General features: G+C 67.3%; 23 protein-coding genes. 15 read left to right on the top strand and 8 right to left on the bottom strand.

From position 1 onward, the window contains the following. The gene (locus tag ACEN8G_RS07840) at positions 1–582 is read right to left on the bottom strand and encodes a TerD family protein (RefSeq protein WP_413414514.1); all 582 of its coding nucleotides are present in this window, start codon (positions 580–582) and stop codon (positions 1–3) included. Positions 583–765: 183 nt separating this feature from the next. On the opposite strand from ACEN8G_RS07840, the gene ACEN8G_RS07835 reads away from it, so the two are divergent. After that, complete coding sequence (locus tag ACEN8G_RS07835) at positions 766–930, top strand: hypothetical protein (RefSeq protein ID WP_413414515.1); 165 nt, start codon at positions 766–768, stop codon at positions 928–930. Positions 931–990: 60 nt separating this feature from the next. Here ACEN8G_RS07835 and ACEN8G_RS07830 read toward each other — a convergent pair whose 3' ends face one another. Continuing rightward, on the bottom strand, positions 991–1989 hold the full coding sequence (locus ACEN8G_RS07830) for an ATP-grasp domain-containing protein (protein WP_413414516.1): 999 nt from the start codon (positions 1987–1989) through the stop codon (positions 991–993). A gap of 109 nt (positions 1990–2098) precedes the next feature. Here ACEN8G_RS07830 and ACEN8G_RS07825 point away from each other — a divergent pair, with 109 nt between their 5' ends. Both ACEN8G_RS07825 and ACEN8G_RS07820 read left to right on the top strand, forming a co-directional pair. Further along, complete coding sequence (locus ACEN8G_RS07825; protein ID WP_413414517.1) at positions 2099–2917, top strand: alpha/beta fold hydrolase; 819 nt, start codon at positions 2099–2101, stop codon at positions 2915–2917. Positions 2918–2955: 38 nt separating this feature from the next. Further along, positions 2956–4557: a c-type cytochrome gene (locus ACEN8G_RS07820; protein ID WP_413414518.1), complete on the top strand. Its 1602-nt coding sequence runs from the start codon at positions 2956–2958 to the stop codon at positions 4555–4557. Here ACEN8G_RS07820 and ACEN8G_RS07815 read toward each other — a convergent pair. From ACEN8G_RS07815 to ACEN8G_RS07795, 5 genes are read right to left on the bottom strand one after another with little or no spacing between them, the layout of a single operon-like run. Next, positions 4554–5534 (bottom strand): hypothetical protein, encoded by a 981-nt coding sequence (locus tag ACEN8G_RS07815; RefSeq protein ID WP_413414519.1) that lies wholly within the window; start codon positions 5532–5534, stop codon positions 4554–4556. The genes ACEN8G_RS07820 and ACEN8G_RS07815 overlap by 4 nt on opposite strands. Next, positions 5531–6628: an N-acetyltransferase family protein gene (locus ACEN8G_RS07810; protein WP_413414520.1), complete on the bottom strand. Its 1098-nt coding sequence runs from the start codon at positions 6626–6628 to the stop codon at positions 5531–5533. The genes ACEN8G_RS07815 and ACEN8G_RS07810 overlap by 4 nt, the downstream gene beginning before the upstream one ends. Then, on the bottom strand, positions 6625–7767 hold the full coding sequence (locus tag ACEN8G_RS07805; RefSeq protein ID WP_413414521.1) for a hypothetical protein: 1143 nt from the start codon (positions 7765–7767) through the stop codon (positions 6625–6627). Before ACEN8G_RS07805 ends, ACEN8G_RS07810 begins: the two co-directional genes overlap by 4 nt. Then, positions 7764–8636, bottom strand: a complete 873-nt coding sequence (locus ACEN8G_RS07800; protein ID WP_413414522.1) for a HesA/MoeB/ThiF family protein — start codon at positions 8634–8636, stop codon at positions 7764–7766. Before ACEN8G_RS07800 ends, ACEN8G_RS07805 begins: the two co-directional genes overlap by 4 nt. Next, entirely contained in the window at positions 8633–9502 is an 870-nt protein-coding gene (locus ACEN8G_RS07795) for a hypothetical protein (RefSeq protein ID WP_413414523.1), read from the bottom strand. Before ACEN8G_RS07795 ends, ACEN8G_RS07800 begins: the two co-directional genes overlap by 4 nt. Positions 9503–9817: 315 nt before the next feature. Between ACEN8G_RS07795 and ACEN8G_RS07790 the strand changes: the two genes are divergently transcribed. The 6 genes from ACEN8G_RS07790 (at position 9818) to chrA (ending at position 19798) form a co-directional block, all read left to right on the top strand. Beyond that, positions 9818–10003: a hypothetical protein gene (locus tag ACEN8G_RS07790; RefSeq protein WP_413414545.1), complete on the top strand. Its 186-nt coding sequence runs from the start codon at positions 9818–9820 to the stop codon at positions 10001–10003. Positions 10004–10097: 94 nt separating this feature from the next. Beyond that, the gene (locus tag ACEN8G_RS07785) at positions 10098–14279 is read left to right on the top strand and encodes an RHS repeat domain-containing protein (RefSeq protein ID WP_413414524.1); all 4182 of its coding nucleotides are present in this window, start codon (positions 10098–10100) and stop codon (positions 14277–14279) included. Between the two features lie 3 nt (positions 14280–14282). After that, entirely contained in the window at positions 14283–14654 is a 372-nt protein-coding gene (locus ACEN8G_RS07780) for a hypothetical protein (RefSeq protein ID WP_413414525.1), read from the top strand. A 139-nt stretch (positions 14655–14793) separates the two neighbouring features. Continuing rightward, complete coding sequence (locus ACEN8G_RS07775) at positions 14794–17436, top strand: glycoside hydrolase family 3 C-terminal domain-containing protein (RefSeq protein ID WP_413414526.1); 2643 nt, start codon at positions 14794–14796, stop codon at positions 17434–17436. 134 nt (positions 17437–17570) lie between these two features. Further along, a complete protein-coding gene (locus tag ACEN8G_RS07770) occupies positions 17571–18395 on the top strand; it encodes a chromate resistance protein ChrB domain-containing protein (RefSeq protein ID WP_413414527.1) in 825 nt (274 codons plus the stop codon). Further along, on the top strand, positions 18392–19798 hold the full coding sequence (chrA, locus tag ACEN8G_RS07765) for a chromate efflux transporter (protein WP_413414528.1): 1407 nt from the start codon (positions 18392–18394) through the stop codon (positions 19796–19798). Before ACEN8G_RS07770 ends, chrA begins: the two co-directional genes overlap by 4 nt. A gap of 43 nt (positions 19799–19841) precedes the next feature. Here chrA and ACEN8G_RS07760 read toward each other — a convergent pair whose 3' ends face one another. After that, a complete protein-coding gene (locus ACEN8G_RS07760) occupies positions 19842–20624 on the bottom strand; it encodes a hypothetical protein (protein WP_413414529.1) in 783 nt (260 codons plus the stop codon). A 130-nt stretch (positions 20625–20754) separates the two neighbouring features. On the opposite strand from ACEN8G_RS07760, the gene ACEN8G_RS07755 reads away from it, so the two are divergent. From ACEN8G_RS07755 to ACEN8G_RS07730, 6 genes are read left to right on the top strand one after another with little or no spacing between them, the layout of a single operon-like run. Further along, positions 20755–21381 carry a hypothetical protein gene (locus tag ACEN8G_RS07755; protein WP_413414530.1) on the top strand — a complete coding sequence of 209 codons (627 nt, stop codon included), beginning with the start codon at positions 20755–20757 and terminating at the stop codon, positions 21379–21381. Continuing rightward, positions 21378–22559 carry a hypothetical protein gene (locus ACEN8G_RS07750; RefSeq protein WP_413414531.1) on the top strand — a complete coding sequence of 394 codons (1182 nt, stop codon included), beginning with the start codon at positions 21378–21380 and terminating at the stop codon, positions 22557–22559. Before ACEN8G_RS07755 ends, ACEN8G_RS07750 begins: the two co-directional genes overlap by 4 nt. Further along, on the top strand, positions 22549–23505 hold the full coding sequence (locus ACEN8G_RS07745; protein WP_413414532.1) for an AAA family ATPase: 957 nt from the start codon (positions 22549–22551) through the stop codon (positions 23503–23505). The genes ACEN8G_RS07750 and ACEN8G_RS07745 overlap by 11 nt, the downstream gene beginning before the upstream one ends. Next, on the top strand, positions 23502–24794 hold the full coding sequence (locus ACEN8G_RS07740) for a DUF58 domain-containing protein (protein ID WP_413414533.1): 1293 nt from the start codon (positions 23502–23504) through the stop codon (positions 24792–24794). The genes ACEN8G_RS07745 and ACEN8G_RS07740 overlap by 4 nt, the downstream gene beginning before the upstream one ends. Beyond that, positions 24791–25804 (top strand): stage II sporulation protein M, encoded by a 1014-nt coding sequence (locus tag ACEN8G_RS07735; RefSeq protein ID WP_413414534.1) that lies wholly within the window; start codon positions 24791–24793, stop codon positions 25802–25804. The genes ACEN8G_RS07740 and ACEN8G_RS07735 overlap by 4 nt, the downstream gene beginning before the upstream one ends. Then, positions 25797–26687, top strand: a complete 891-nt coding sequence (locus ACEN8G_RS07730) for an RDD family protein (protein WP_413414535.1) — start codon at positions 25797–25799, stop codon at positions 26685–26687. The genes ACEN8G_RS07735 and ACEN8G_RS07730 overlap by 8 nt, the downstream gene beginning before the upstream one ends. Positions 26688–26886 lie beyond the last annotated feature (199 nt).

The raw sequence follows: 26886 nt of genomic DNA, 5'->3' as shown, positions 1-26886 counted from the left end.
TCAGAGCGCGGCGTCGATCGCACCCATCATTTCCTGGAACGTGCGGCCGGAAGTGCGCTCGCCCAGCGCCTTCATCTCCCAGCCATCGCCCCAGCGGACCAGCTTCGCCATCACCTGCCCAGTATGCGGACCCGCGCCGGTCAGGTCGTAGCGTGCCAGTTCCTTGCCGTTGGTCGAATCGACGACGCGGCAATAGGCGTTCTCGATCCGGTCGAAGCTGTCGCCGGTGAAGCTGTTCACCGTGAACATCAGCGTCCGCACATTGGCGGGAAGGCGAGTCAGGTCGACACTGATCGTCTCGTCGTCGCCATCGCCGGCGCCGGTGCGGTTGTCGCCGCTATGCACGATGCTGCCATCGTGGCTGACGAGCTGGCGAAACCAGACCTGGTCGAGCAGGTTGCGATCGGCGTCGAACAGCAGGCACGAGGCATCGAGATCGATGTCGCCACCACCGCCGCCAAGGAACCCCATCAGGCCCTTGGCCTTGCGGACGTCCCAGCCGAGCCCCATGGCCACGCGCGTAAGCGTGCCACCACCGGACTTCTCCAGTCGAACGGACTGGCCCTTTTGCAGGCTGACCAAGCGGAATCCCCCTCTTCCTATATCGTTAGGTACTGGTGCCAGACGATTATGACAATTCGCCCGACAGCCGCAATAGCATTGAAAACATTAGCGCCGCTTTGGTTTTTTGGACCAACACGGATTTGACGCGCGCAAGTCTTCTGCGAGATATTGCATTCTCAACTCCGGGGATGCTCTGCGCGAATGAAGGTCGAAATTGGCCGATTTCACGGCTTCCGGCGCAGCGGCGACGAGCTTATCAAGCTGCTCGACGTCCGCGATACGAACGACCATCTCTGGCTGAGCATGGAGCACCTCGTCCGCCGACAGCCGCCGCCCGGCAGCGCCATGCATGATGCAGGGGCATAAAGCGAACCGGTGCCTTATGCGTGGCTGGTGCCGGCGGATCTCTTCTGACCGCTACGGCGATCAGTGCCGGCGCTCCGCACGGACCACTGCGACGATCTCCGCATCGATCTCAACATCGAAGCGTTGCGCAGTGCCCGTGACGACGTCGATCCAGGTCGTGCTGAAGGGAACGCCCACCTCGTCGCAATAGGATGCACCGCCTGCCGCGCGCGTGTTGATCTCCAGAATCCGCCAGTCGCCGTGGCGATCCTGCTTGTACTGGACGTTGACCGCCCCGTGCAGACCAAAGCGTGCGACCAGCCCGGCGGCATGCGCGATGAGTTCATGACGAGTCTGGATGCGCTGCCGATTGGCGTCGAGCTTGGTCCGCACCGCGGCGAGCATCACCTTGGCCCGGTCGGCAATGATATCCACCGACGCCTCAAGCCCCGGCAAATGCTCCATTACCAGAAGCGACACCTGTTTGCCGGTCGCCTCGGCCTGACGCAGCACCGCCCCATAGGCTTCGGGGGTGATCCTCCGTGCATCCGGATCGGCCAGGTGATCGAATGATCCCTTCGCATTCAGGGTCCAATAGCCCGCGCCGTAGATGCCTATCGCCGGCTTCACGCAGGCCGTGATGCCGTTGACGGCGAGGTTTTCGACTGCCGCCTCGAACGTCGCGGCGGAATCGACCGGAATGGTCGGGCAAAGCAGCGGATCTCCGGCCAGGGACGCGGTGAAAGCGGCCTTGTCCTCGAGCATGTCCAGCGTCTCGGCATCCCCGGCTACGTGCAGGGCGATCCCGGCTTCGCGAAATCGATCGCCCATCCGGGCAAGCGCAGCCCGTCCCCGTTGCGGGACCAGCGCCGCGACGCGCTTCTCGATCGCAGTGGCGAGAACCCAATCCGGATAATCCCCGGCGGCAATTCCCGGCTCTTGCCAGAATTCAGGCGCGACATCCCTGGCGGGGGTGTCGGCATCGATCGCACTGACAGCCAAACGCACGGACGGACGCTCCCGTACGATGCGAGCCACGACATTACGCAACGAAAACGATTGATTGAACCAGACCCTCATCCTCCTGCGATATCGCTGGAACCGGGACCGTCAACCCACAGCGAATGAACGCCACATACGCGCCGTAACCGATCGGCAGCCTATTGGTGGCAGAACGCCTGCCGTGGCTATGCGCTTCCTCGAACTCCCAACCGGCCTGCGGACCCGGCTGATCGACACCGGTGGCGACGGCACTCCGGTGGTGCTGGTCCACGGACTGGCCAACAGCATCGAGATCTGGAGCAAGACCCTGCCCGTGCTGGCCGAACACCGTCGAGTCATTGCCTTCGACCTGCCCGGCTTTGGCCAGGCCGATCGCCCGGCCGATGCCGCCTATGACGGCGCCTTCTTCGCGACGCAGCTGGCGGCGCTGTTCGATACGCTGGAACTTGGCCGGGCGCACATCGTCGGCAGTTCGCTGGGCGCCAGTGTCGCGATACGCTTCGCCGCCACACGTCCCGAGTGCGTCGGCCGGCTGGTGCTCGCCGCGCCGGGCGGATTCGGCCGCAGGACCAACCTGCTGATGCGAGCGCCGGCGATGCCGCTGATCGGCAGCTGGCTCGGCCGACCGACGCCCGCCAACAACCGCCTGACCCTGCGCCTGGCGATCCATGACCGGCACCTGATCACGCCCGAGCTGGTGGAGATCACCAACCGCTACGCCAGCCTGCCCGGTAGCGACCGCTCGTTCGTCCGCACGCTGCAGACCGGCGTGAACCTGCTCGGCAGCACGCATCTGGACGAGATGGCCGAACTCGCCCGGCGGGTGGAGGCACCCGCGCTGGTGTTGTGGGGCAGGCAGGACCGCGTCTTCCCGCTCCGCAACGCCGCGCGCGCCACGGAGCTGCTGCCCGATGCCCGGGCGCTCCTGATCGATGGCTGCGGCCACTATCCGCACTGGGAGCAACCCGATATCTTCGTCGGCGCCGTGGAGGAGTTTCTCGCCTGACCCGCTGGAGCCGCCTTGCCCTTGTCGGTGCAGGCCTGGTGCTGCTCGCCGCGCTGCTCTGGGGTGGCGCGCGCACCGAGCGTGAATCGCTGACCCGCCCCTCGCTGGCGCCCGGTGCCGGAACGGTGGCGCAGGGCGCCGCGGCATTCGAGGGCGCCGGCTTCGGCGGGATCAGCATGGGGGCGCTATCCAGCAACGCCGTGCCCTGGCGGCTTGTCGCCGCAGCGCTGGTGCTGGACGAGCAGGCGCGCGATCCTTCGGCGAAGATCGATCGCGCCACCCTGGCGCGCGTGCTGGCCCGCTTCGGCTTCCTCACCGATGCCAAGGTGGTCAACCGGCCCGCGGGCGTTGTCGGCGTACGGAATAGCGGCATGCCGCTCGGCTTCACCACCGGCGACCTTGCACCAATCGGCGGCAACCTGGTCCGCGTCGCCAATCTCGGCTGCGCGGCTTGCCATGCCGGCGTGACCTATGGCGCAGACGGCATGCCGGATCCCCGCCGCGCGGTGCTCGGCATGCCGAACAGCTCGATCGACCTCGAAGCCTATACGATGGCCGTGTTCAAGGCGATGCGGCGCTTTGCCGGCAGCGACAGGCTGCTTCCCGCCGCCGCCGCCCTGTTTCCCGAGATGAACTGGCGCGAGCGCGCGACGCTACGGATGCTGGTGCTGCCGCTGGCCAGGCGCCGCCTCGCCAGCCTTGCCGGGGTGGACCGGCCCCTGCCCTTCCCCAATGGCGCGCCGGGCAGCACCAACGGCGTTGCCGCGCTCAAGGCTGCGCTGGGCCTGCCGCTGATCGGCGGCGGCGCCGGCGATGCCGGTGTCGTCTCGATCCCCGATCTCGGCGACCGGGTCTGGAAGACGAGCCTGCTCGCCGACGGCTCCTATGCCGTGCCCGGCGGGCCGCGCCGCCGCCCGATGACCGAGGCGGATCTCACCCCCGGGCACCTGCGATCGCTCGCGGCGATCACCACCTTCTTCACCGTGCCGAGCATGGGCGTGCATCCCGATGCGGCGATCGGGAGGATCGACGACGCCACCGCGATCATGGCGTTCCTCAAGGCCTATCGCCCGCAACCGTTTCCCGGCCCCGTCGATCCGGACCAGGCACGGGCAGGCGCGGCACTCTATGCCCGGCAATGCGCCGCCTGCCATGGCGACTATCGCCTGACCGATGGCCATCCGCAGCTCGTCCGCTTTCCCAACTGGGCGGGTGATGTCGGCACCGACCGGCTGCGTGCCGCTGCGTTCGGACCGGCGCTAGCCGAAGAGGTGAACCGGACCGTCTATCGCGACACGGTCGCCGCCGCCGCGGGCCAGGGCTATGTCGCGCCACCGCTGACCGGAATCTGGGCCTCGGCGCCCTATCTCCACAATGGCTCGGTTCCCACGCTGGCCGCGCTGCTCTCGCCGGCGACGCGGCCCGCCCGCTTCCAGGTCGGCGGCCACGCGCTTGATTTCGACCGGGTGGGGCTGCGCCTCACCCCCGACGGAAGCTATCCGCAAGGCTATCGCCCCTTCTCCCAGCCCGCCTGGATCGACACGCGCGCGCCGGGTCGTGGCAATGGCGGCCATGGCTATGGCGCGGCCTTGTCCGATGCCGAGAAGCAAGCACTGCTCGCCTTCCTCAAGCTGCTCTAGACCAGCACTTCCCCGATCGACCGCCGTGCCCGTCCAGGCATCGCGCCGGCCGGCCGGCGCCCGATCCGGAAGGCGCTGACCACCCGGTGCCCGTCCGGCACTCCCGCGATCCGCGCAACCTCGGCGGCGGCCTCGCGATCATCGGCCAGCGCGGCGAGCACTGCGGCACCGAAGTCCACCGCTTCCAGCCGCAGCCACAGCCGGTAGAAATGCGCACCGCTGTCGAAAGGCGCTTCCTCCACCGGGCGATGGAACACCACGAGCCCGGCGGCGGCGGCGACCTTGGCGCCTTCGGCGAGCAGCGGCCGGGCGAGCCCGATCCGGTCGAACGCCGCGAAGCCCCGGCCCAGCAGCAGCCCGGCACCCCAGGCCTCGACCCGCCCCATCGCCATCGCTTCGGCATTGAGCCCGTCACGCGACCAGCGCGGATGTCGGGGCGTCAGGCGCATCCAGGAGAGCAGCTCGCCGCGGAAGTCACTCTCCCGCATGAAGCCGAAGCTCGCCCGGTCGAACCGGCGCGCCAGACCGGTCAGCACTTCGGGATCGGTCAGGACCGCCGCGTCCTCGCCCACCAGCGCGGACGCCGCCTCGCGATCCGCCGCTCCCGGCTTCGCGAAGGTGCCGCGCCAGGACCGCCTTGCCTCGGCATAGCCGGCCAGGGGATCGGGCGCTTCTTCGCTTGGAGCCAGCCGATAGCCGGCCACCGGGCGCAGCCTCGGCTCCGTCGCCGGAAGCCCTTCCGGGACCAAGGCGAGCCCGACCCGGCTCGCGGCAAGCCGCAGCCCTTCGGCAGCAGCGCCGAGGCTGATCCCGGCATCGTTGCCGCTCGGATCCCCCACCGTCAGCCGGCAGCCCGGATCCTCGAACAGCTGCAGCCCGTCCGCCCCCGCCAGCCGCCATCGTGCCGGCTGGACGTTGTGGACGCTCGGCGCGAGCATCGCCTCGGCGACGAGCGCCTCCCGGTCGATCCCGCTCATGCCACCGCCTTGTGGAACAGGTGCGTCTCGTGCAGCGGACGCGCGCCGAGCTTCTCCATCTGGCGCAGGCTCGCCGCATTGCCGTCGGCGATCCAGGTGATGCCAAGCTGTTCATATCCCGCATCGCGCAGCGCCGCGACCGTCCGCGCCAGCATCCCGCCCATCAGGCCCTGGCCGTGCATGTCCTGTACCACCGAGTAGAAGATGATCACCGCCCGCCGCCGGCGCAGCCGGTAGCGCAGATAATGGAAGGGCGTGACCAGCCCGATGCGCGAGCGCGTCGCCGCGAGCAGCCCGTTGAGATCGGGGATGCAGATGATCGTGCCGACCGGCCGATCGTCCTTCACCAGCACCGAGGACAGGCGCGGATCGAGGATCGACATCATCTCGCCGGCCTGGAAGCGGAATTCGTCGGCGGTAAGCGGCACGAACATCGGATTGTCGGCGAACCCGTCGTTGAGCGCTGCGCGCGCCTCCTCCATCCGCTCGGCGAAACTGGCTTTCCGGATCGGCGCGAAGCGGAAGCCGTCGGCTGCTTCGAGCGCGCGCAGGCCTTCGGTTCGCGCCTCGGCAAGCTGCAGCTCGAAGGTGCGCATCGGGAAGAAGCGCGTGAACCCGTTGGCCTCGAGCAGCCGGGGCAGATGCGGCGGGTTGACGATCATGTCGGTATAGCTGCGCGCGCCGAACCCGCCGGTCATCACGCCGCATTGCTGCATCGCGGTCAGGTTGAAATTGCCCGCCAACTCATGCTGACCGGTCTCGCGCGCGAAATCCTCCGCGGCACCGAGCAGCGCAGCGGCCGCCTCGCCATCATTGGCGCAGTCGAAGAAGCCGAACTGCGCCCGCGCCGTCCCGTGCCGGGCATTCGACTGGCCATGGACATGCGCGACGATCCGCCCGATCGGGCGCCCACCCCGATGTGCGGTCCAGAAGCGGAAGGGATTGCCCGCCTTCCACAGCGGGTTGGCCTCGGGATCGAGCATCCGCAACACGTCGCCGCGCAGGGGCGAGACATAGCCGTCCTCGCGCCGATAGGCGTGGAAAGGCGCCTCGAAGAACGCGTCGCGGTCGCCTGTCCTCAGCTCGATCGTCATGCCCTTGCCTCGATCAGTCGCGCCGCAATCTCGATCTCGTCGTCCAGCGACGCGCCGGCGAGCCCGCCCGCCGCGATCGCCAGCAACCGCGGAGGGTCGCGTGATATGCGCAGCAGATGCGTCGCCTGCGCGGCCTGGAGCAGGTCACGCCCGGCATCGCCCACCTCCGCATCCTCGATATCAGCGCTGATCACCCGGTGCTCCAGCAGCCGTGCCAGGCTCATCGAAGGATAGCCGGCCAGATCGTCGCCCTCGAGCACGCATCCGGACTCCAGCAGCGGATGGGCCGAGAGAATGGTGCCGAGGTCGCCGCCCGGTGCCCGGGCAAGCGCCGCAGTCAGCCCCGATCCCCGCGTCCCGCCGCTGGCAGCTCGCTCGACCAGCAGGAGCAGCGCGGCGGCCGCCCCTCCACCTGCCGCCAGCTTCACCGCCGCATCGGCATCCAGTCCCCGCAAGGCGACATATCCAGCGAGCACGACCACCCCGCTCGCTCCCAGCGCCACCAACAGGTCGGCCATCAGCCCGGCCGGCGTGCCGCGATCGCTGACCAGCCGCGACGAGGCGAGCACCAGCAGCAGCACCGCGATCGCCCCGCCACGCACCGGCAGGCCGGGAAACAGCGCCGGGAAATCGGTAAGCGCCAGCGGGATGGTCAGCAGCAACGCGAGCAGGAAGGTATCGACCGTCCGCCGCTCCACCATGCCCAGAGTGCCCCGCGCCCCGGCGAGCTGCCGGATCATCAGGACCAGCATGATCGACTGATAGGCCGCAAGGCCGAGCAGCGCCCCTGCGCTCCACACCACGCCGAGCGTCAGGGCGACCAGGGTGAAGGCCAGCCCGCCGCCCAGCGCCAGCAGCTTCACCGGGCGCGGCGCGTGTCGGCGGCACAATTCCTCCACCATCCGCACGCCCGCAAAGGGCAACCAGGCGGCGGCGATCATCAGCGCGACCACCAGCGGTGTCATGGCGAGCAGCGGCGCGAGCAGGCGCAACGCGAGCAGCACGCCGGTCAGCGTGTAGAGCGTGCGAAGCCGGGCGGCGACACCCGAGCGCGCCGCGGCATCGGCCACGCCCCATCGCGCGATGAGCAGGGCGAGAAGCGCAATGGCGGTAATGAGCTGGTCGATCGTCCCGCTCACGCCATCATCCGCTGCATGAAGCGCCGCACCGCGAAACCGCGGACCGCCGCGAACGGCGCTGGCAGCGGCCGCTCGACCTTGGCGCGGTGGGGATTGAAGAAATAGCCGCGATGATCCGCGCCGCCCGGCCGGGCCAATATAACGCGCACCGCTTCCTCGGCCATCAGCGTGCCCGCCATCGTCACCATGGTCGAGAAGGAGAAGCGCGAGCGCTTGCCGGCCGCGACTTCGGCGGCGACGTCCAGGTCGACATGGCGGTGCGAGGAGCTGTGGGTCAGCACATATTCGATCTCGCGCTGCAGGCAGGCAACCCGCATTTCGGCGGTCACCTCGGTCCAGGGCACGCCGACCGTCGGGTAGCCAAGGCGCTCCTCGGGACGCGGCGCCGAGGGTCGCACCACCGTGACCGAGGGCAGAGGCGAGGCATAGGCATCGATCACCGTGCGGCCATGCGCCCGGGCGCGGCGATAGAGATGCACTCCGGCCGCGGCATCGTCCATGCCGTTGACGATCACGTCGCTCGCCGGGATCAGCCGGTCGAGCGCCTCGGTCCACTCGCCGCCGAGCAGCTCGATCTCGGCTTCGGGATTTATCCTGAGCGCGCCCGCCCGCGCCGCTTCTGCCTTGGGTTGGCTGATCGTGTCGAGCGTGGCGAAGAGCTGGCGGTTGAGGTTGGAGACCTCGAACGTGTCGATATCGGCGATCACGAAGCGTCCCACGCCCGCGCGGACCAGCGCCATGAACGCGGCGCCGCCCATGCCGCCCACGCCGGGGATCAGCACGCGCGCCGCGCGCAGCCGTGCCTGCTCCTGCGCCGTCACGAAACCGCGGTTGCGCGTGGTCATCTCGTCATAGCTGAAGGCATTCATCGGGCGGGTCTCAATCTGCCTAGGGGCTTGTCTGCCGCCAGCCATTGCACCAGCGGCGCGACCACGGCCTGGATCGCGAGGAGGATGCCCTGGACGGCCAGCTGGGGAACGGCGCTGCGCGGCACGCTGCGCGCGAGGAAACGCCGCGCGGTCGCCAGGTCGATGCGGCCGATCTGCAGCACGTCGTCGCCGCGCGCATAGTCGAGCGCCTCCGCGCAGAAGCGGTTGTAGCGCTCGTCGCGGTGCTTGGCGGCGACCTCGAAGCTCTTCTTCAGATTGTCCGAGCCGCCGGTATAGGCATTGGTGATGATCTGGGCGGCCGGATCGAACCCGGCATCCTCCCCCACCCCAAAGGCGTCGCGCTGCGTCCGCATGATCTGATGCGCAAGATGGTGGTGTGCGAAACTCGCCCTTGTCCCCTGCTGCGCCGGATATACGTCATCGAACGTCTCCGCGACCATGCCGACCACCGCCGGCACCTGGGTCACGCTGCTGATCCACAAGGGCCGCAGCCCGCGCCGGACGAACAGCGCGAAACAGGTCAGGCCGTAGAGAATCCAGGACAGGCCGGCGCTCCGTTCGGCGGGATCGACCATCACCAGGCCGAGATGCAGCACTTCGCCCGGCGCGCCGCCGCGCTCGACCCGGAGCAGCGGCATCGCATTGAAGGCGATCGGCGCATCGTCGCGCGTGCGGCGCACCAGCGTCACCACGCTACGCTCCCATGCCGAGCCGTCGGGGGCAAACAGGCCGTAGTCGAGCTGGCGCCCGTCAAGGCAGGCCGCCACGACCGTCCGACAGGCTGAAACGAGAGCATCGAGCTCGCCCGGCGACAGCGACAATGCCGGCCGCTCGACGATCTCCACCGCATGGTCCCGGCCGGACCGGAAGCGAAGATGGAGATATCGCCCCGCAAACGCTCTCAAGATGGTCGCCGAACGCATTATCCCCCTTTGCGTATCTCCTGCGCCGGAAAGATTACCATGCTCTCGCCATTTCGTAAGCCGGCTCGCATTGTCACCCCGCCCGGCCTTCGGGATTGACTTCGATACGGTGCAATCTCCCTATTGGGCTTTCCGGAATTGCGGGCATGATCGCCTGCGACGACGGGAGTCTTTCCGGCGTTCTCGAACATCGGGGGGTATATGCGTACCTTGTTGATCGGTGGGCTTGGTTTGAGCGTGCTGGCGATGTCCCAGGCGCATGCCAGCGAAACGGTTACCTACACCTATGACGCCAGGGGGCGGCTCGTGAAGGTCGAGCGCTCGGGCACCGTCAACAATGGGGTCAAGGCCGAATATACCCTCGACAAGGCCGACAACCGCAAGAACGTCAAGGTCACCGGGTCCCCCAACCCAGCTCCCTGACGCACCCCTTCGTCCAATCCGCAATCGTTGCAGGCTGCGTTCCTGAGATGGGAGTCGCGCGGCCGATACCTCGCACCCTTTTCCCGGAGCGCTTATGATCCGCAAGCACATGACTCCGCGCGCGCGCCGCCTTGGCCTGCTCTGCGCATCGACCATTCTCGGCGCCGGCCATCTGGTTCCGGCGATGGCGCAGACGACGCCGCCGATCCATGTCGATGTCGACGAGAATGGCGTCGACCTCGTGAGCGGCAACTACGTCACGACCTTTACGGAGGGGGCAATCGGCAGCGGTGAAGGGCGGCTCGCCTTCACGCGCACCCGCAACAATGGCGGTGGCTGGGCCGATGATTGGACTGGTGGCGTTACGCTCCGGACCGTTGGCGGCCTGACCACCGCCTATGTCATCCAAGGCCCGGCCTCGGACGCGTTTTCCGTGAGTGGAACCAACTATACCTCCCTGACGGGAAGCGGAGCGACGCTGGTCGCGAACGGAGCGGGCTACACCTATACCGCCGCGGACGGTACCAAGATCGAGTTCAGATCGCTCGGCGTGGGCAAGGTGAGCGGAACTTATCCAGTGCAGGGCTATGCCTGTTCGCGATACGGCGATTTCTCCTGCAGCATCCCGGTCAGCATCACCAAGCCCAACGGGATGAAGTACAACATCACCTATACCTGGGTGCAGAAGTGCACCAGCGGAGCGGGCCCGACCTGTACCGCGGGCATATCCTTCTATCGCCTGGCCAGCGTGACCAATTCGGCGGGCTATGGGTTCAGCGTGAACTACCAGTCGGACGTTGCCGGCAACTTCTCGGCGCCGCAGACAGCCTGGTACCAGCGGACATCCGTGGCGTTTTCCAACGCCAATCAGCCCCCCGCCTCCGCGCCTACCATCACCTATCTGAATCCGGCGCAGAACTTCGGCGATTATACGGATCCGGCAGGCCGCACTTGGCGCTTCAGCGCCAGCAGCGTGCCGCTGACCGGAATCCAGCGCCCTGGCGCTACCTCCTATTCGACGACCATCAGCTATAGCGGCACTCCTTCCTATGTGTCGTCGATCACGATCGATGGTGTGACTACCAATTATTCACGCATCGTCAGCGGCTCGATCGCCACCACAACCGTTACCGACGCGCTCTCAAATCAGAAGATCGTGGAGGCGGACCTGTCGAAAGGGCGGGTGCGCAAGATCACGCAGGTGCTGGCGTCCGGGAACCTCGTCACCCAGTTCGACTACGACACGAGCAGCCGCCTGACCGAGGTCACCTATCCCGAGGGCAACAAGGTCCAATATGCCTATGATGGCCGGGGCAATGTCACTTCGACCACGCTGAAGGCGAAGCCCACGGTGGGCGGCGCGGATATCGTCACCAGCGCCGGCTATGATGCCAGCTGCAGCAACGTCGTGACCTGCAACAGCCCGAACTGGACGCGCGACGCGAAGCTCAACCAGACCGATTATGCCTATGATGCGACGACGGGCCAGCCGACTTCGATCACCACGCCCGCCGCGACCTCCGGCGGCGTGCGGCCCCAGATCCGCTACAGCTATTCGGCAACTGCCGGCGTCTCGATGCTGACCGGGATCTCGGCCTGCCGCACGACCAGCAGCTGCGCCGGCGGTTCCGACGAAGTGAAGACCACCATCGCCTATAACGGCAACCTGCTGCAGAGCAGCGTCAGCAAGGGCGCCGGCGATGGCAGCCTAACCGCCACGCGGACCGCCAGCTATGACAGCTCCGGCAACCTCCTCTCGGTCGACGGACCGCTGGCGGGAAACGACGATACCACCACCTTCCGCTATGACGCGGCGAACAATCGCATAGGCATCATCTCCCCCGATCCGGATGGCGCCGGCCCTCGGCTCCGCAGGGCGCAGCGGACCACGTTCAACAGCGACAATCACCCGACCATGGTCGAGATGGGAACCGTGGGCGGAACTGGTGACGGCGACTGGGCAGCCTTTTCCAGCCAGCAGCAACTGGCCTCGACCTATGACTCCAATGGCTTCAAGACCAGGGACGATCTGAGCGCGGGCGGCGCGACCTACAATGTGACGCAGTACAGCTATGACGCGGCCGGACACTTGGATTGCACCGCACTGCGGATGAACAGCGCGACCTGGGGATCGCTGCCCGGCGCCTGCAGCCTGGCTACCGCCGGCTCTGCCGGACCGGACCGGATCACGCGGAAGGTCTATGACGCGACGAATCGGGTCGCCCGGGTCCAGGCGGCCTATGGCACGACAGACCAGGCGGATGAGATCGTGACCACGTACACCGGCAATGGAAAGGTCGCGAGCGTCACGGACGGCGAAGGCAACAAGACGAGCTACGAATATGACGGGGTCGATCGCCTCTCGAAGACCTATTACCCGGTGACCACGCAGGGCGCAGCCACGAGTTCGGGCAGCGACTATGAGCAGCTGGGGTACGACGCCGCGAGCAACGTCACTTCGCGCCGCCTGCGCGACGGCCAGACGATCACCTATGGCTATGACAATCTCAACCGAGTGACGAGCAAGGTCACCCCCGGCGCCGCGCCCAACTGGGACGTGGCCTACAGCTATGACCTGCTCGGCCACGTCACGAACGCGACCGGCGATGGCTGGGCGGTGAATGCCCTGACCTATGACGCGTTGGACCGAGTCACTGCCGAGCAGACCTATGGCGCGACCACCTATCACGCCTATGACCTAGCGGGCCGGCAGACGCGGCTGACCTGGGGCGACGGCTTCTATGTCGATTACGATCATAATATAACGGGCGAGGTCACCGCAATCCGCGAGAATGGCGCGACCTCGGGCGCCGGCGTACTCGCGACCTATGGTTATGATGATCTTGGCCGGCGCGCGAGCGTCACGCGTGGGAATGGCACCAGCACGAGCTATGGCTATGACGCGGTGTCGCGGCTTTCGTCGCTCAGCCAGGATCTGGGCGGCAGCGCCTATGATTTCACGGACGGCTTCACCTACAATCCGGCGAACCAGATCGCCTCGGTGACCCGCCCCAACGACACCTATGCCTGGAACGGGCATTACAATGTCGACCGTCCCTATACGATCAACGGCCTGAACCAGGCCACCGCCGCCGGCACGACCGGCCTGGGCTATGACGCGCGCGGCAACCTCAGCAACTCGGGCAGCGCGACCTATGGCTACACCGCCGAGAACCAGCTGGTGTCCGCGCCGGGCGCGACCATGCTCTACGAGCCCGGTGGCGGCCAGCTGCTGCAATCGTACAACACCAGCACCGGCGCGGACACGCGGTTCGCCTGGTCCGGCGGGCAGATGATCGCCGAGATCAATGCGGCGACCGGTACCATCTCGAAGCGCTACGTCCCGGGGCCGGGCGTGGACGAGCCGGTGGTGTGGTATGAAGGCGCCGGCACCGGCGACCGCCGCTGGCTCCACGCCGACGAGCGCGGCTCGGTGGTCTCGGTGACCGATGGGTCGGGCAACGTCCTCGGCGTCAACCGCTATGACGAATATGGCATCCCGGGATCGGGCAATATCGGGCGCTTCCAATATACTGGCCAGGCCTGGCTGCCCGACGTGGGGATGTATTACTACAAGGCCCGCATCTACTCGCCCTCGCTCGGACGATTCATGCAGACCGATCCGATCAGGTACAGGGCCGGCATGAACTTGTACGCCTATGTAGGCGACGACCCGATCAATTTTACGGATCCCTTCGGACTCGAGCAACGTTGCTTCAGCTGGACTGTTGCTGGCGAATCCTATTTTACGGACGACAGCGGACATAGCTATCCGTCCACAGGCAGAATCCAGAGATCGGTCTGTGTCGATACCGGTTCCGGAGGTCCATCCATATCCCCCGGTTCGGCAGGTGGGGGAGGCCCGAACACACTGCCCCTTCCCGTCCGCCAGGTCCCCTGCGGGGAGGCCGCCCGCGAGGACGGTGTGGTCGGCACAGTGACGGGGACCGTATCCGCCGGCGCCAGTACCAATCTCGGCGTGACTGCTGGCGGCGGCTATTTTATCAATTTCAATACGGGCACCCAGGGAATCTTCGTTAGCTTGGGCGTCGGATTAGTGGGGGGATGGGAAAGCGGGGCCGAAGGCGGAATATACAGGAGCCTTTCGAACCTGATGGGAACGTCCACCACTGTCGGCCTTACCGGCTTCGGTGCACAAATTGACGCCTCTTTCAGCGACAGCGGCGAAGTCAACGGCGTAGGGCTGGGCCCGGCAGCCGGAACTCAAGTTAATGCAACCCGTTCCACTACAAAGCTTCTTATATGCTGGGAGTAATATGTGCGGGACAAGATAATTTATGCCTTGTTTTTAGTCATATCTATTTACCTAGCGTTTGATTGGTGGCATTCGGACAAAAGATTAAAAGAGGACTCTTTAATTGGGTGCTACACTAGAGGAAATGATGCGATCATCATTGAAAAAGGCAACCTGATAACATCCCATGGAAGCACCGGCTTCACTGTAAAGCACGACAACCTGGGGACAGCCATCACCCCGGGGAATCGAGTTTCCCTAAGCAGAAACGGCGCGTTTATTGAAAACGGCAAGATTCTTGACATCAGAATTCATATTGCCTCTTCGGTTGAGCTGGATATCTGGGACGATGCGCTGAAGCGCGGCGTCATCTACACGAAGAATACTTGCACATAGTTGACAGTTGCCGCGTGCCCGACGGTTTAGGAGGGCTTCCGCGGCAACAAACAGGCCACACCCTACCTTACCTTTCTAGCATCTGGTAGCGCTACCATTTTTGCGCTAGCCTCGGGTCCAAACAAAGGAGAGGCCCCAGGTGAATCACAAGCTGAAGACCGCGCTCATTTTGCTGGCGTCGAGCGCACTGGCGCCGCTGGCGAGCGCGCAGACCACCACTCCCGGCAAGCTCGGCGATCCGGCCGCCACGCCGGAAGAGCGCGCCCGCGACGTGATCTCGAAGATGACGCTGGACGAGAAGGCACATCAGCTCGGCCATACCGCGCCGGCGATCCCGCGCCTCGGCGTGCCCGAGTATAATTGGTGGAACGAGGGCCTGCACGGCGTCGCCCGCGCCGGCATCGCGACGGTCTTCCCCCAGGCGATCGGCATGGCCGCATCCTGGGACACGCCGCTGCTGCACGACGTCGCCGACACGATCGCCACCGAGTTCCGCGCCAAATATGTCGAGCGGCGCCATCCGAACGGCGGCAGCGACTTCTATCGCGGGCTCACCGTCTGGTCCCCCAACATCAACATCTTCCGCGATCCCCGCTGGGGCCGCGGCCAGGAGACCTATGGCGAGGATCCCTATCTCTCCGGCCGGCTGGGCATCGCCTTCATCACCGGGCTGCAGGGCAATGATCCCAAGTTCCTGAAGACCGTCGCCACCTCGAAGCATTTCGCGGTGCACAGCGGCCCCGAGAGCAACCGCCACCGCGAGGACGTGCATCCGAGCCCCTATGACCTGGAGGACACCTACCTCCCCGCCTTCCGCGCGACGGTGACCGAGGGCAAGGTCGAATCGGTCATGTGCGTCTACAACGCCATCGATGGCGTGCCGGGCTGCGCGAACAGCTTCCTGATGGAGGACCATCTCCGCCGGAGCTGGGGCTTCAAGGGCTATGTCGTGTCCGATTGCGGCGCGGCGGCGAACATCTATCGCGAGGATGCGCTCCACTACACCAAGACCGCGCCCGAGGGCGTCGCTCTGGGGTTCAAGGCCGGCATGGACCTGATCTGCGGCGATTATCGCAACAACATGACCACCGATCCGGAGAACATCGTCGCGGCGGTGAAGGCCGGCCAGCTGCCCGAGGCGGTGGTCGACCGCTCGCTGCTGCGGCTGTTCGAGGCACGCATCCGCCTCGGCCTGTTCGATCCGCAGCTGCCTTTCGCCGACATCACCGCGAAGGATTACGACACGCCCGAGCATCACGCGCTGTCACGCAAGATGGCCGAGGCATCGATGGTGCTGCTCAAGAACCAGGGCGACCTGCTGCCGATCAAGGGCGATCCGAAGACGATCGCAGTGATCGGCCCCAATGCCGACAGCTTCGACGCGCTGGTCGGCAATTACTACGGCACGCCTTCGAAGGCGGTGACCGTGCTCGACGGCATCCGCGCGCGCTATCCCAATTCAAAGATCCTGTACGTGCAGGGCACCGGGCTGATCGGCCCCGCAGAAGTGCCGGTGCCCGACGACGCGCTCTGCGTCGATGCCGGCTGCGTGACCAAGGGCCTGAAGGTCGAGTTCTTCAGGGGCGCCGATCTGGCAGGCGCGGCCACCGAAAGTAGCACGGCGCCCAATGCCCGCTTCGAATGGCGCGGCGACCGCGAGACTTCGGCACGCTGGACGGGCACGCTCGTCGCCCCGGAGAGCGGCGAATATGGGTTCCGCTTCGCCAGCGAGAATGGTTACCGCGTCTGGGTCGGCGACAAGCTGGTCGTCGACGAATGGGGCGTCGGCGACGCGCCGTCGATCCTCTCCGGCAAGATCACGCTGGAGAAGGGCAAGCGCTATCCGATCCGCGTCGAGGGCTTCCAGCGCGGCCAGCGCAGCAGCCAGCAGCTGGTGTGGAGCCCGCCCGGCGCCGATGGCGACCATGCCGTGGATGCGGCGAAGCAGGCCGATCTCGTCCTGTTCGTCGGCGGCCTATCGGCCCGGATCGAGGGCGAGGAGATGAAGGTCCAGGCGCCGGGCTTTGCCGGCGGCGACCGCACCAGCCTAGACCTCCCCGCCCCGCAGCAGCAATTGCTCGAGCGCGTCCAGGCGGTGGGCAAGCCGACGGTGCTGGTGCTGATGAACGGCAGCGCGCTCGGCGTGAACTGGGCCGATGCGCATGTGCCAGCGATCGTCGAGGCCTGGTATCCGGGTGGTGAAGGCGGCCATGCCGTGGCGGGCCTGATCGCGGGCGACTTCAGCCCGGCCGGGCGCCTGCCAGTGACCTTCTACAAGTCGGCCGAGCAGCTGCCTGCCTTCACCGACTATCGCATGGCCGGGCGGACCTATCGTTACTTCACCGGCGAGCCGCTCTATCCCTTCGGCCACGGCCTCAGCTACACGCGCTTCGGCTATGCCGCCGCGAAGCTGAGCAAGGCGAAGGTCGGTGCCGACGGCAAGGTCGAGGTTTCGGTCGACGTCAGCAACACCGGCGCGCGCGACGGCGACGAAGTCGTCCAGCTCTACGTTTCGCACCCCGGAATAGCTGGTGCACCGGTCCGCGCCCTCGAGCGTTTCGAACGCGTCCGTCTGAAGCAGGGCGAGACGAAGACCGTCAGTTTCAGCCTCGATGCGCGCGCGCTGAGCCAGGTCGATGCCAAGGGCGTGCGAAAGCTGGTACCCGGCCGCGTCAAGCTGTGGATCGGTGGCGGCCAGCCCGTGACGCGTCCCGGCCTGCCGGCGGTCGCGGGCGTCGCCGCCGAGTTGGAGATCACCGGGAGCGCCGTGCTGCCCCGCTGAGGCGAGAACCCACACCCGAGCGGCCGGCTTGACAGCAGCCGGCCGCTCGGCTTTTCTCGGGCCATGGGGAACGCGATCTCCCCACGAGGCGCCAGCCAAAGCATCGCGTCCTGCCTTATGACGAGGGACGCTCCATGCCTGCGCTGAACAGCATATCCGCTGACAAACTTTCACGACTGATCGGCACCGCCGCCGCCCCCGTGCTCGTCGACATTCGCGAGGATCGGGGGACCGAGCTGCTTCCCGCCTCGCTTCCCTTCTCGACCACCTCGATCGCGGACGGGGCCGTCGGTTTCGCCGGACGATCGGTGGTCGTCATCGACGAGGATGGCGGGCGCGGCGCGCCCGGTCTCGCCGCCTGGCTGCGCAGCGAGGCGATCGACAGCGAAGTGCTCGAAGGCGGTTTCGCCGCGTGGCGGGAGGCTGGCCTACCCCTGCTCTCCACCGCCCATCTGCCCGCCCGGGATGCGCAAGGGCGGACGCTGTGGGTGACCCGCGCCCGGCCCAAGGTCGATCGCGTCGCCTGCCCCTGGCTGATCCGGCGCTTCGTCGACCCACAGGCGCGCTTCCTGTTCGTGCCGCCCGCCGATGTGCTGGAGACCGCACGACGCTTCGATGCTGCGCCGTTCGACGTGGCGCATGACGAGGTGTTCTGGAGCCATCGCGGCGAGCACTGCACCTTCGACCTGATGGTCGAGACCTTCGGCCTGTCGGCCTTCCCCGCGCTCGACCATCTCGCCACGATCGTGCGCGGAGCGGACACCGCCCGGCCCGATATCATACCCGAGGCGGCGGGGCTGCTGGCGATCTCGCTCGGCCTGTCGCGCGTCCATGCCGACGATCTGGAGCAGCTCGAAGCCGGCATGCCGATCTACGACGCGCTCTATCGCTGGTGCCGCGACGCGCATTCGGAAACACATGACTGGGCCTCGCACAAGCCGCGCGAGGTGCGGGCATGACCGGCATCGCGCTCGACGGTACGGCGGCACCGCTCCCCCGCCCTGCCCCGGTCACGCTCGGCCAGGCCTTTTGGGTCTGGCTGAGGATCGCCGCGCTCTCCTTTGGCGGCCCGGCCGGCCAGATCGCCGTGATGCACCGCATCCTGGTCGAGGAGAAGCACTGGATCGGCGAGCAGCGTTTCCTCCACGCGCTCAACTATTGCATGCTGCTCCCCGGCCCCGAGGCGCAGCAGCTCGCTACCTATATCGGCTGGCTACTGCACCGGACGAAGGGCGGCATCGTCGCGGGCACCCTGTTCGTGCTGCCCGGCATGGTCTCGATCATGGCGCTCAGCTGGATCTATGTCCTCTACGGCAAGCTCGGTTTCGTCTCGGCGCTGTTCTTCGGACTCAAGGCAGCCGTGCTCGCGGTGGTGCTCCAGGCAGTCGCGCGGATCGGCAGCCGGGCGCTGCGCTCCGGAGCATCGCGCCTGCTCGCTGCCGCCGCCTTCGTGCTGATCTTCTTCCTGAGCGTCCCCTTCCCGCTGATCGTCCTCGGCGCCGGGCTGATCGGCTGGTGGGCCGGGCGCAGTGGCTCCGCTGCATTCAAGGGCGGCGGCCATGGCGGGCCCAAGGCCGGCGCGGTCGTCGCCGATGCCGACACGCTGCTCGGCGAGGAGCTTCCCGCCCATGCCCGTGCCTCCTGGCGGGAGACTTCGCGCGCAGCCTTGGCCTGCCTTGCGCTATGGCTGATACCGGTCGCGGCGCTGACCCTGCTGCTCGGCCCGTCCAACGTCTTCTCCAGCATCGCGATCTTCTTCTCGAAGATGGCGGTGGCGACCTTTGGCGGCGCCTATGCGGTGCTGGCCTATGTCGCGCAGCAGGCGGTCGATGGCTATCACTGGCTCAGTCCGGGCGAGATGCTCGACGGGCTTGGCATGGCGGAGACGACGCCGGGGCCATTGATCATGGTCCTCCAGTTCGTCGGCTTCCTCGGCGCCTATCGCGCGCCCGGCATGCTCTCACCCCTGCTCGCCGGCACGCTGGGCGGGCTGCTGGCGACTTGGGTGACCTTCCTGCCCTGCTTCCTGTGGATTTTCCTCGGCGCGCCGTACATCGAGCGGCTGCGCGGCAATGCGGCCGTATCGGGCGCGCTGTCGGCGATCACGGCGGCGGTGGTGGGCGTGGTGCTGAATCTCGCCATCTGGTTCGCGATCCACACGCTATTCCGCCAGACCGTGGAAATCGGGATCGGCCCGATGCGATTCGACGCGCCGCTACTCGGCAGCCTAGACCCTTGGGCGCTGGCCCTGTCAGCCGGCGCGATCGCCGCGATCTTCCTGTTGCGGACCGGCGTGATCGCGACCTTGGCGGCGACGGCCGGCCTCGGCGTGATCCTGCATTTCGCAGGTCTGGTCGGCTGACGCAGCGCCGGCGCGGGCAATCCCTGCGCCGGCGCGCATTCTCTCAGGCGAAGATCGCCTCGAGCTCTGCCGGGGCGACGCCTTCCTTCTTCTGGCGCAGTTCGACATAGATGCTCGCCTGGGTCGCAACCAGGACCAGGCTGTTCAACGCGCTCAACGCCGCCCCGACCAACGCGATCAGAAAGGCATTGCCGGTGGCCATCATGGCTGCCGTGAGGAAGCCGGCCGGGATGCTGAGGACCCAGAGCAGCACACCGATGATCAGCATCGTCAGGAAGATCCGCCAGCGTGCACCGCTGGTCAGCGCAGCGCTGCGCCCAAAGGCTTCGAATATCCCCACCTTCTCCTGCACATAGACCGGCGTGACCACTGCCCAGACGAGCCACAATATGATGGCCGGCACGACGAGAAAGAAGAAGGCGATGCTGATGGCGATGCCGGAAAGCAGACCGATCGCGATCATCGGCAGGATCAGGCTGATTCCCACCGCCAGACACTGGCCGAACTGCGGCTTCTCGCCCGAAAGGTGCATCACGGCAGCACGAGTAAGCGCCCCCTGCAGGATCGCGCCGGTGACGATCCCCACCAGCACGCTGATACCGAGCATCGACCAATAGGACGAGCTGAACACATAGGAACCGGGCGTCAGCTCGGGTCGCAAGGTGAAATTGATCGCCTGCCAGAATTGCAGCACGAATTGCGGGATGCCGGTCAGCACCAGCGCCAGCCCGCAGAAAAGCAGGATGTTCGAGCCGATCGTCTCGAACACGCGCGAGATCACTGCACCGATCTCGAAACGCGCTTCGCCAAAATCAGATTCAGCCATGGTCCCCTCTCTCCATCGAAGTGCGTCGACGACGAAGAAAAGCTGAACAAAAACGGTTGTAAAGTCCAGCCTTGGCAGGCTTTCCTGTGGCGTCCGGTTCCGGTAGCACTGGGCCCGTGGGGGATTCGACGTGACCGTACAGGCATCGACTGCGCAGTCCGTCGCCAGGGCGCACGAGGCGCTAAGCGCGCGTTCCGACATCCAGTTCGAGATGGCGACCGCGCGCCCGCCGGAAATCCCGCCCTGGATGCGCTGGCTGGCGAAACAGCTTGGCGAGATCGCGCCCTATATGGGCTGGATGGGCTGGATTCTGCTCGGCGGGCTGGTTCTGGGCCTCGCCATGCTGCTTTACCTGCTCTTCGTATACTTCTGGCGGAACCGCCCCTCGCGCGACGCCGGTGCGGACTCGGAGCAGGACGTCGCCACCTGGCGCCCGACCGAGAAGACGGCGCGCGCACTGCTCGCCGATGCCGAGGCGCTGGCAGCGCAGGGCCGCTATTCGGAAGCCGTCCATCTGCTGCTCCAGCGCAGCCTGGAGGACATCCAGCGCCACCGCCCGCGGCTTCTCCACCCGGCGCTGACCAGCCGCGAGATCGCGGGTTCGGACTGGATGCCGGCCATCGTCCGCAGTGCCTTCGCCGCCATGGCCGCGCCGGTGGAGCGCAGCCTGTTCGGCGGCCGCACGCTGGCGCTGCGGGACTGGGAAGAGGCCCGCGCCGCCTATGGCGAATTCGCGCTGCCAAAGGCGTGGAAATGAGCGCCGACGCAACCGCCACGCCCTTCACGCTGCGCACCGTGCTCGTGCTGGTGGTGATGGGCGTCATCGGCTTCCTCGCCTTCCTGCTGCTCACCGCCTATGGCGAGGACCTGCAGCCCGAACAGCGCCCGGGCAATCACGCCCTCGCCACCTCGGCGGTGGGGTTCGCCGGCGCCGCCGACCTGGTACGCCGCGTGCACGGATCGGTGAAGATGGTCCGCCGCGACGCCGATCTCGACACGCCGGGCCCGCTGGTCATCACGCTGGAGCCGACCACCGATCCCGACACGATCGAGAAGCTGCTCAAGCGCCGCGCCGCCCTGCCGACGATCCTCGTGCTCCCCAAATGGCTGACCATGCCGCGGCGCGACAAACCGGCCTGGGTGATATCGTTCGGCAGCATCCCGGTCACCGAACTGCCTAAACAGATCGTGAAGGTCGCCAAGGCGAAGGTCAGCGAGAATGGCGATGGACTGCGCACGATCGCGGGAGACGAGCTCGAAGGAGTCGTCGTCGACGTCGGCGATGAAGAGGAGGACCTCCAGCGGATCCTGACCGACGCGAACGGCAACCTGCTGGTCGCCCGGGTGAAGGAACGGCCGCTGCTGATCGTCGCCGATCCCGATCTGCTCGACAATCAGGGGCTCAAGACGCTCGCCGGCGCGGAGCGGGCGATGCAGCTGCTGGGGGCATTCGGCGAGGGCGAGGTTGCCTTCGACCTCACCCTGCACGGCTTCGGGCAGAACCCCAATCTGCTCAAGCTCGCCTTCGAAGCACCGTTCCTGCCGCTCACGTTGTGCCTGCTGATCGCCGCGCTGCTGGCGGGCTGGCATGCGATGCTGCGTTTCGGCCCTGCCCTCCCTGAGGTTCGCGGAGTCGCCTTCGGCAAGCGGGCGATCGCGGAGAATGGCGCGGCGCTGCTGCGCCTCGCCGGCCGCCGCCACCGCACCGGCGACCGCTATGCCGCGCTGATCCGCGATGCGGCGGCGGGCGCCACCGGCGCGCCGAGCAACCTGCCGCCGGAAGCGCTCGACCGCTATCTCGACCGGCTCGACAAGACCGGCGAGCCCTTCACCGTCCTGGCCGAACGTGCCGGCCATGCCCAGGACACCCGCGCGCTGCTCGACGCCGCCCGCGCCCTCTACCAATGGAAAAGGACCGTCACGCGTGAACATTGAGGAAGTGAAGGCGCTGGGCGATGCGATCCGCGCCGAAGTGGGCAAGGCCGTGGTTGGTCTGGACGAGGCGGTGGAGCTGATGCTCGTCGCACTGTTCGCCTCGGGCCATATTCTGCTCGAGGGCCCGCCGGGCACCGCCAAGACCTTCCTCGCCCAGTGCTTCGCCCGGGCGGCGGGGCTCGACTATGGCCGCATCCAGTTCACTCCGGACCTGCTGCCGGGCGACATCCTCGGCTCGAACCTGTTCAACTTCCAGACCAGCCAGTTCACCCTCACCCACGGCCCGATCTTCACCGAGCTGCTGCTTGCCGACGAGATCAACCGCACGCCGCCCAAGACGCAGGCGGCTTTGCTCGAGGCGATGCAGGAGCGCACCGTCACCATCGACGGGATCGACCACAAGCTCTCCGACCGGTTCATGGTGGTCGCCACCCAGAACCCGATCGAGAGCCAGGGCGTCTATCCGCTGCCCGAGGCGCAGCTCGACCGCTTCCTGTTCAAGTTCGAGGTCGGCTATCCGAGCCTGGAGCAGGAACTGAAGATCGTGGCGCAGCAAGGCGCCCGCTTCGGCATGCCCAAGCCCGACGAATGGGGCGTGAACCGCGTTGCCGATCATGCGACGATCAGCGCCGCCACCGACGCAGTCGCCGGTGCCCGGCTCGCCGACGAGGTGGTCGACTATGTCGTCCGCCTGATCCGCGCGACCCGCTCGACCGGCGACCTGCAGATCGGCGCGAGCCCCCGCGCCGCTGCGACGCTGGCCGCCGCCGCCCGCGCCCATGCCGCGCTCGACGGGCGCGACTTCGTGCTGCCCGACGACGTGAAGAAGCTCGCCCCCGCGGCGCTGCGCCACCGCGTCATCCTCTCACCCGCTGCCGAGATCGACGGGCGGACCGCCGATGCGATCATCGCCGGGCTGATCGAGCAGGTCGAGGCACCGCGTTGATCCGACCGACCATCCGCTGCGTGCTGGCGATGGCAGCGGGAGCGCCGCTGGCGCTGCTCGTCGCCCTGTTCGCCCCGCAGCTATGGTTTGCCGGGCTGGTCTGGATCCCGATGGTCCTGGCCTTCGCCGCGACCGATGCCCTGCTGGCGCCGCGCGCGCCGGCGCTCAAGGTGGAATTCCCCGGCTCGATCGAGATCGGCGCGCCACTGCTCGTCGAAGTGTCGGTTGCCGGCAAGCCGGTCGACGGGCTGGAGATAGCGGTGGCAACCGGCCCGAAGCTGGCGCCCCGTGCCCAGGGCCGCATCCGGCTGGCGCGCGGCGAGAACCACGCGACGATCGCCTTCCTGCCCGTCCGGCGCGGGATCGACAGCGTGGAAGCGCTGTGGAGCCGCTGGACCGGCCCGTTCGGGATGATCTGGCGCCAGCGTACCGAGCAGCTGCACCGCAATGTGGTGATCACGCCGGACATCCGCCCGGTGCGCGCTTCCGCCCATGTCCTGTTGCGCGATGCCCAGATGGGCGAGATGGCGCGGGTCGATCGCGGCGAGGGCAGCGAGTTCGAGGCGCTGAGCGAATGGCGCTCGGGCATGGAACGCCGGACGATCGACTGGAATCACAGCGCCCGCCACCTCAAGCTGCTCGCCCGCGAGAACCGGATCGAGCGCAACAACCAGATCGTCTTCGCGATCGATACCGGCCGAGTGATGTGCGAGCCGATCGACGGCCTGCCGCGCGTCGACCGGGCGATCACCGCGGCGCTGCTCGGTGCCTATGCCGCGCTCAAGCTCGGCGACCGGGTGGCGCTGTTCGGCTTCGATTCGCAGCCGCGCATCGCCTCGGGCGCGGTCTCGGGCACGCGGGCCTTCCCGCTGATGCAGCGGCTGGCCGGCGAGCTCGACTACAGCACGGTCGAGACCAACTACACGCTCGCCCTCGCCACGCTGGCCGGCGACCTCACCCGCCGCTCGCTCGTGGTGATCTTCACCGAATTCACCGACCCGACCGGCGCCGAGCTGATGATCCACGCGGCGGTCAACCTGCTGCGCGGCCATCTCGTGCTGTTCGTGATCCTCGCCGATGACGAGCTGGAGGACTTGGCGGGCACCGAGCCGGTGGCGATCGACGACGTTTCCCGCGCAGTGATCGCCGCGTCGATGCTGCGCGAGCGGCGGATCGTCCAGGCCCGGCTGCGCCATGCCGGCATCCATGTGCTGGAGGCGCGCCACGACCAGGTCGGCCCGGCGCTCGTCCGGCAGTATCTCGATTTCAAGCGGAGGAACCTGCTGTGAGCGCCGCCGCATCGTCCCAATTCGCCAGCGCGCGCTTCCGCGAGGCCCGCACCGTCGACTGGCTGGAACTCGAGCAGCGCATCCGCGAGATCGAGCGCGGCCGGGTGCGCTCGCTGTCCGACGAGGACCTGCTCGAGCTGCCGGTGCTCTATCGCGCTGCCCTGTCCTCGCTCTCGGTCGCCCGCGAGACCTCGCTCGACGCCGATCTGGTCGCCTATCTTGAGGCACTGTGCGCCCGCGCCTATTTCGTCCTCTACGGCGTCCAGCCGCCGCTGTGGCGGCGCCTCGCCAGCTTCTTCGGCTCGGGCTGGCCGCTGGCGCTGCGCAGCCTGGCGCGCGAGACGCTGATCGCGGTGCTGATGATGACGCTCGGTGCGATCGCCGCCTATTGCCTCGTCGCCAGCGATCCGAGCTGGTACCATTCGATCGTCCCCGGCGACCTTGCCGGCGGGCGCGGGCCGCAATCGAGCGCGGCCGAGCTGCGCGCCGGGCTCTATGACGGCGGCGGCAAGGACGGGATGCTCGGCGCCTTCGCCACCTATCTCTTCACCCACAACGCCCAGATCTCGCTGATGTGCTTCGCGCTGGGCTTCGCCTTCGGGGTGCCGACGCTGCTGCTGCTCCTGTACAATGGCTGCATCCTCGGCGCCTTCATGGCGGTGTTCGTCTCCAAGGGCCTTGGCCTGCCGCTCGCCGCCTGGCTGTCGATCCACGGCACGACCGAGCTGTTCGCCATCGCGATCGCCGGCGCGGCGGGGCTGCGCATCGGCATGGCGGTGGCCTTCCCCGGCAGGCTCTCGCGCACCGCCGCCACCGCTGCGGCCGGGCGGACCGCCGCCTTCGCGATGATCGGCGTCGTCCTCATGCTCGCCGTTGCCGGACTGCTCGAAGGCGTCGGCCGGCAGATCATCCAGTCCGACGCGGTCCGCGTGGCGATCGGCGGCTGCGCGCTGCTCGGCTGGCTGCTCTATTTCTACGTCATGCCGGTGCGCGAGACTGTCGATGGCTGACGCTCGCACGGCGCCCGGCCAGGGGCGGGAGCAGGACCGCAATCGCCGCACCTTCATCACCCCCGAAGGCGTCGACCTCAAGCTCGACATCGCCACGATCGGCGAACGCGCCGGCGGCTTCATGTTCGATCTGGTGATGATCGTGATGATGCTGGTTGCGCTCACCCTCGCGCTGCTCTTCATTCTGATGGGCACGGGAGCCGTGCTGGCCCAGGCGCTGGTGATGGTCTGGCTGCTGGGCTTCTTCGCCCTGCGCAACGGCTATTTCGCGATCTTCGAGCTGGGCCCGCGCGCGGCGACGCCGGGCAAGCGGCTGATGAAGCTGCGCGTGGTGGCGCGCGACGGATCGCGGCTGCGCGGGCATCAGGTGGTGGCGCGCAACGCGATGCGCGAGCTCGAGCTGTTCCTGCCGCTGTCGTTCCTGGCCTATCAGAGCTCGCAGGGCATGGCGGACTGGGCCACCGGGCTGTTCGGCCTGCTGTGGACGGGCATCTTCGCGCTCTTCCCCTTCTTCAACCGCGACCGGCTGCGCGTCGGCGACCTGATCGCCGGCACCTGGGTGGTGCGCCTGCCCCGCCGCGAGCTGGGCAACAGCGTGGCCGCGCGCACGGCGCCGTCCGAACAGCCGCGCTACGCGTTCAGCGATGCGCAGCTGAGCGTCTATGGCGAGTTCGAGCTGCAAAAGCTCGAGGAAGTGCTGCGGCGGAACGACGACTATTCGATGATCGTCGTGGCGCGGACGATCCGCGAGCGGCTGGGCATGGCACCGACGGACGGCGAGGACGACCATGCGTTCCTCGAGGCCTATTACACCGCGCTGTGCCAGCGGCTGGAGCGCGGCATGCTGTTCGGCAAGCGCAAGAAGGACAAGTATCAGCGCTGAGGCAGCGCGTTCCAACTTTGCACCGCCGTGGCGACTCGCCAAAGGACACGAAGTACACGCCCAAAGCGGGTTTTCGCGCCCCGGAGATCGCGAACATCGCACAGGCAGGGGATCGTGCCACGGCCCCCGCGCAACATCCTTGCGTGGATGGGATCCTATTTTTCCTACAGGGCAAAGAGCGGCCGAAGCGAGCCCCGGC

Source organism: Sphingomonas sp. Sphisp66 (assembly GCF_047324325.1).
GTDB lineage: Bacteria > Pseudomonadota > Alphaproteobacteria > Sphingomonadales > Sphingomonadaceae > Sphingomonas.
Note: the sequence above shows the minus strand (reverse complement) of the source record. Positions and strands in the feature narration are given on the sequence as shown.

What these genes read in the sequence shown, in the direction of transcription:
- ACEN8G_RS07730 (WP_413414535.1), top strand. Translation starts at nt 25,797, where the DNA reads ATGGCTGACGCTCGCACGGCGCCCGGCCAGGGGCGGGAGCAGGACCGC.
- ACEN8G_RS07770 (WP_413414527.1), top strand. Translation starts at nt 17,571, where the DNA reads ATGCCTGCGCTGAACAGCATATCCGCTGACAAACTTTCACGACTGATC.
- ACEN8G_RS07815 (WP_413414519.1), bottom strand. Translation starts at nt 5,534, where the DNA reads ATGAGCGGGATCGACCGGGAGGCGCTCGTCGCCGAGGCGATGCTCGCG.
- chrA (WP_413414528.1), top strand. Translation starts at nt 18,392, where the DNA reads ATGACCGGCATCGCGCTCGACGGTACGGCGGCACCGCTCCCCCGCCCT.
- ACEN8G_RS07750 (WP_413414531.1), top strand. Translation starts at nt 21,378, where the DNA reads ATGAGCGCCGACGCAACCGCCACGCCCTTCACGCTGCGCACCGTGCTC.
- ACEN8G_RS07825 (WP_413414517.1), top strand. Translation starts at nt 2,099, where the DNA reads ATGCGCTTCCTCGAACTCCCAACCGGCCTGCGGACCCGGCTGATCGAC.
- ACEN8G_RS07800 (WP_413414522.1), bottom strand. Translation starts at nt 8,636, where the DNA reads ATGAATGCCTTCAGCTATGACGAGATGACCACGCGCAACCGCGGTTTC.
- ACEN8G_RS07835 (WP_413414515.1), top strand. Translation starts at nt 766, where the DNA reads ATGAAGGTCGAAATTGGCCGATTTCACGGCTTCCGGCGCAGCGGCGAC.
- ACEN8G_RS07830 (WP_413414516.1), bottom strand. Translation starts at nt 1,989, where the DNA reads ATGAGGGTCTGGTTCAATCAATCGTTTTCGTTGCGTAATGTCGTGGCT.
- ACEN8G_RS07760 (WP_413414529.1), bottom strand. Translation starts at nt 20,624, where the DNA reads ATGGCTGAATCTGATTTTGGCGAAGCGCGTTTCGAGATCGGTGCAGTG.
- ACEN8G_RS07810 (WP_413414520.1), bottom strand. Translation starts at nt 6,628, where the DNA reads ATGACGATCGAGCTGAGGACAGGCGACCGCGACGCGTTCTTCGAGGCG.
- ACEN8G_RS07785 (WP_413414524.1), top strand. Translation starts at nt 10,098, where the DNA reads ATGATCCGCAAGCACATGACTCCGCGCGCGCGCCGCCTTGGCCTGCTC.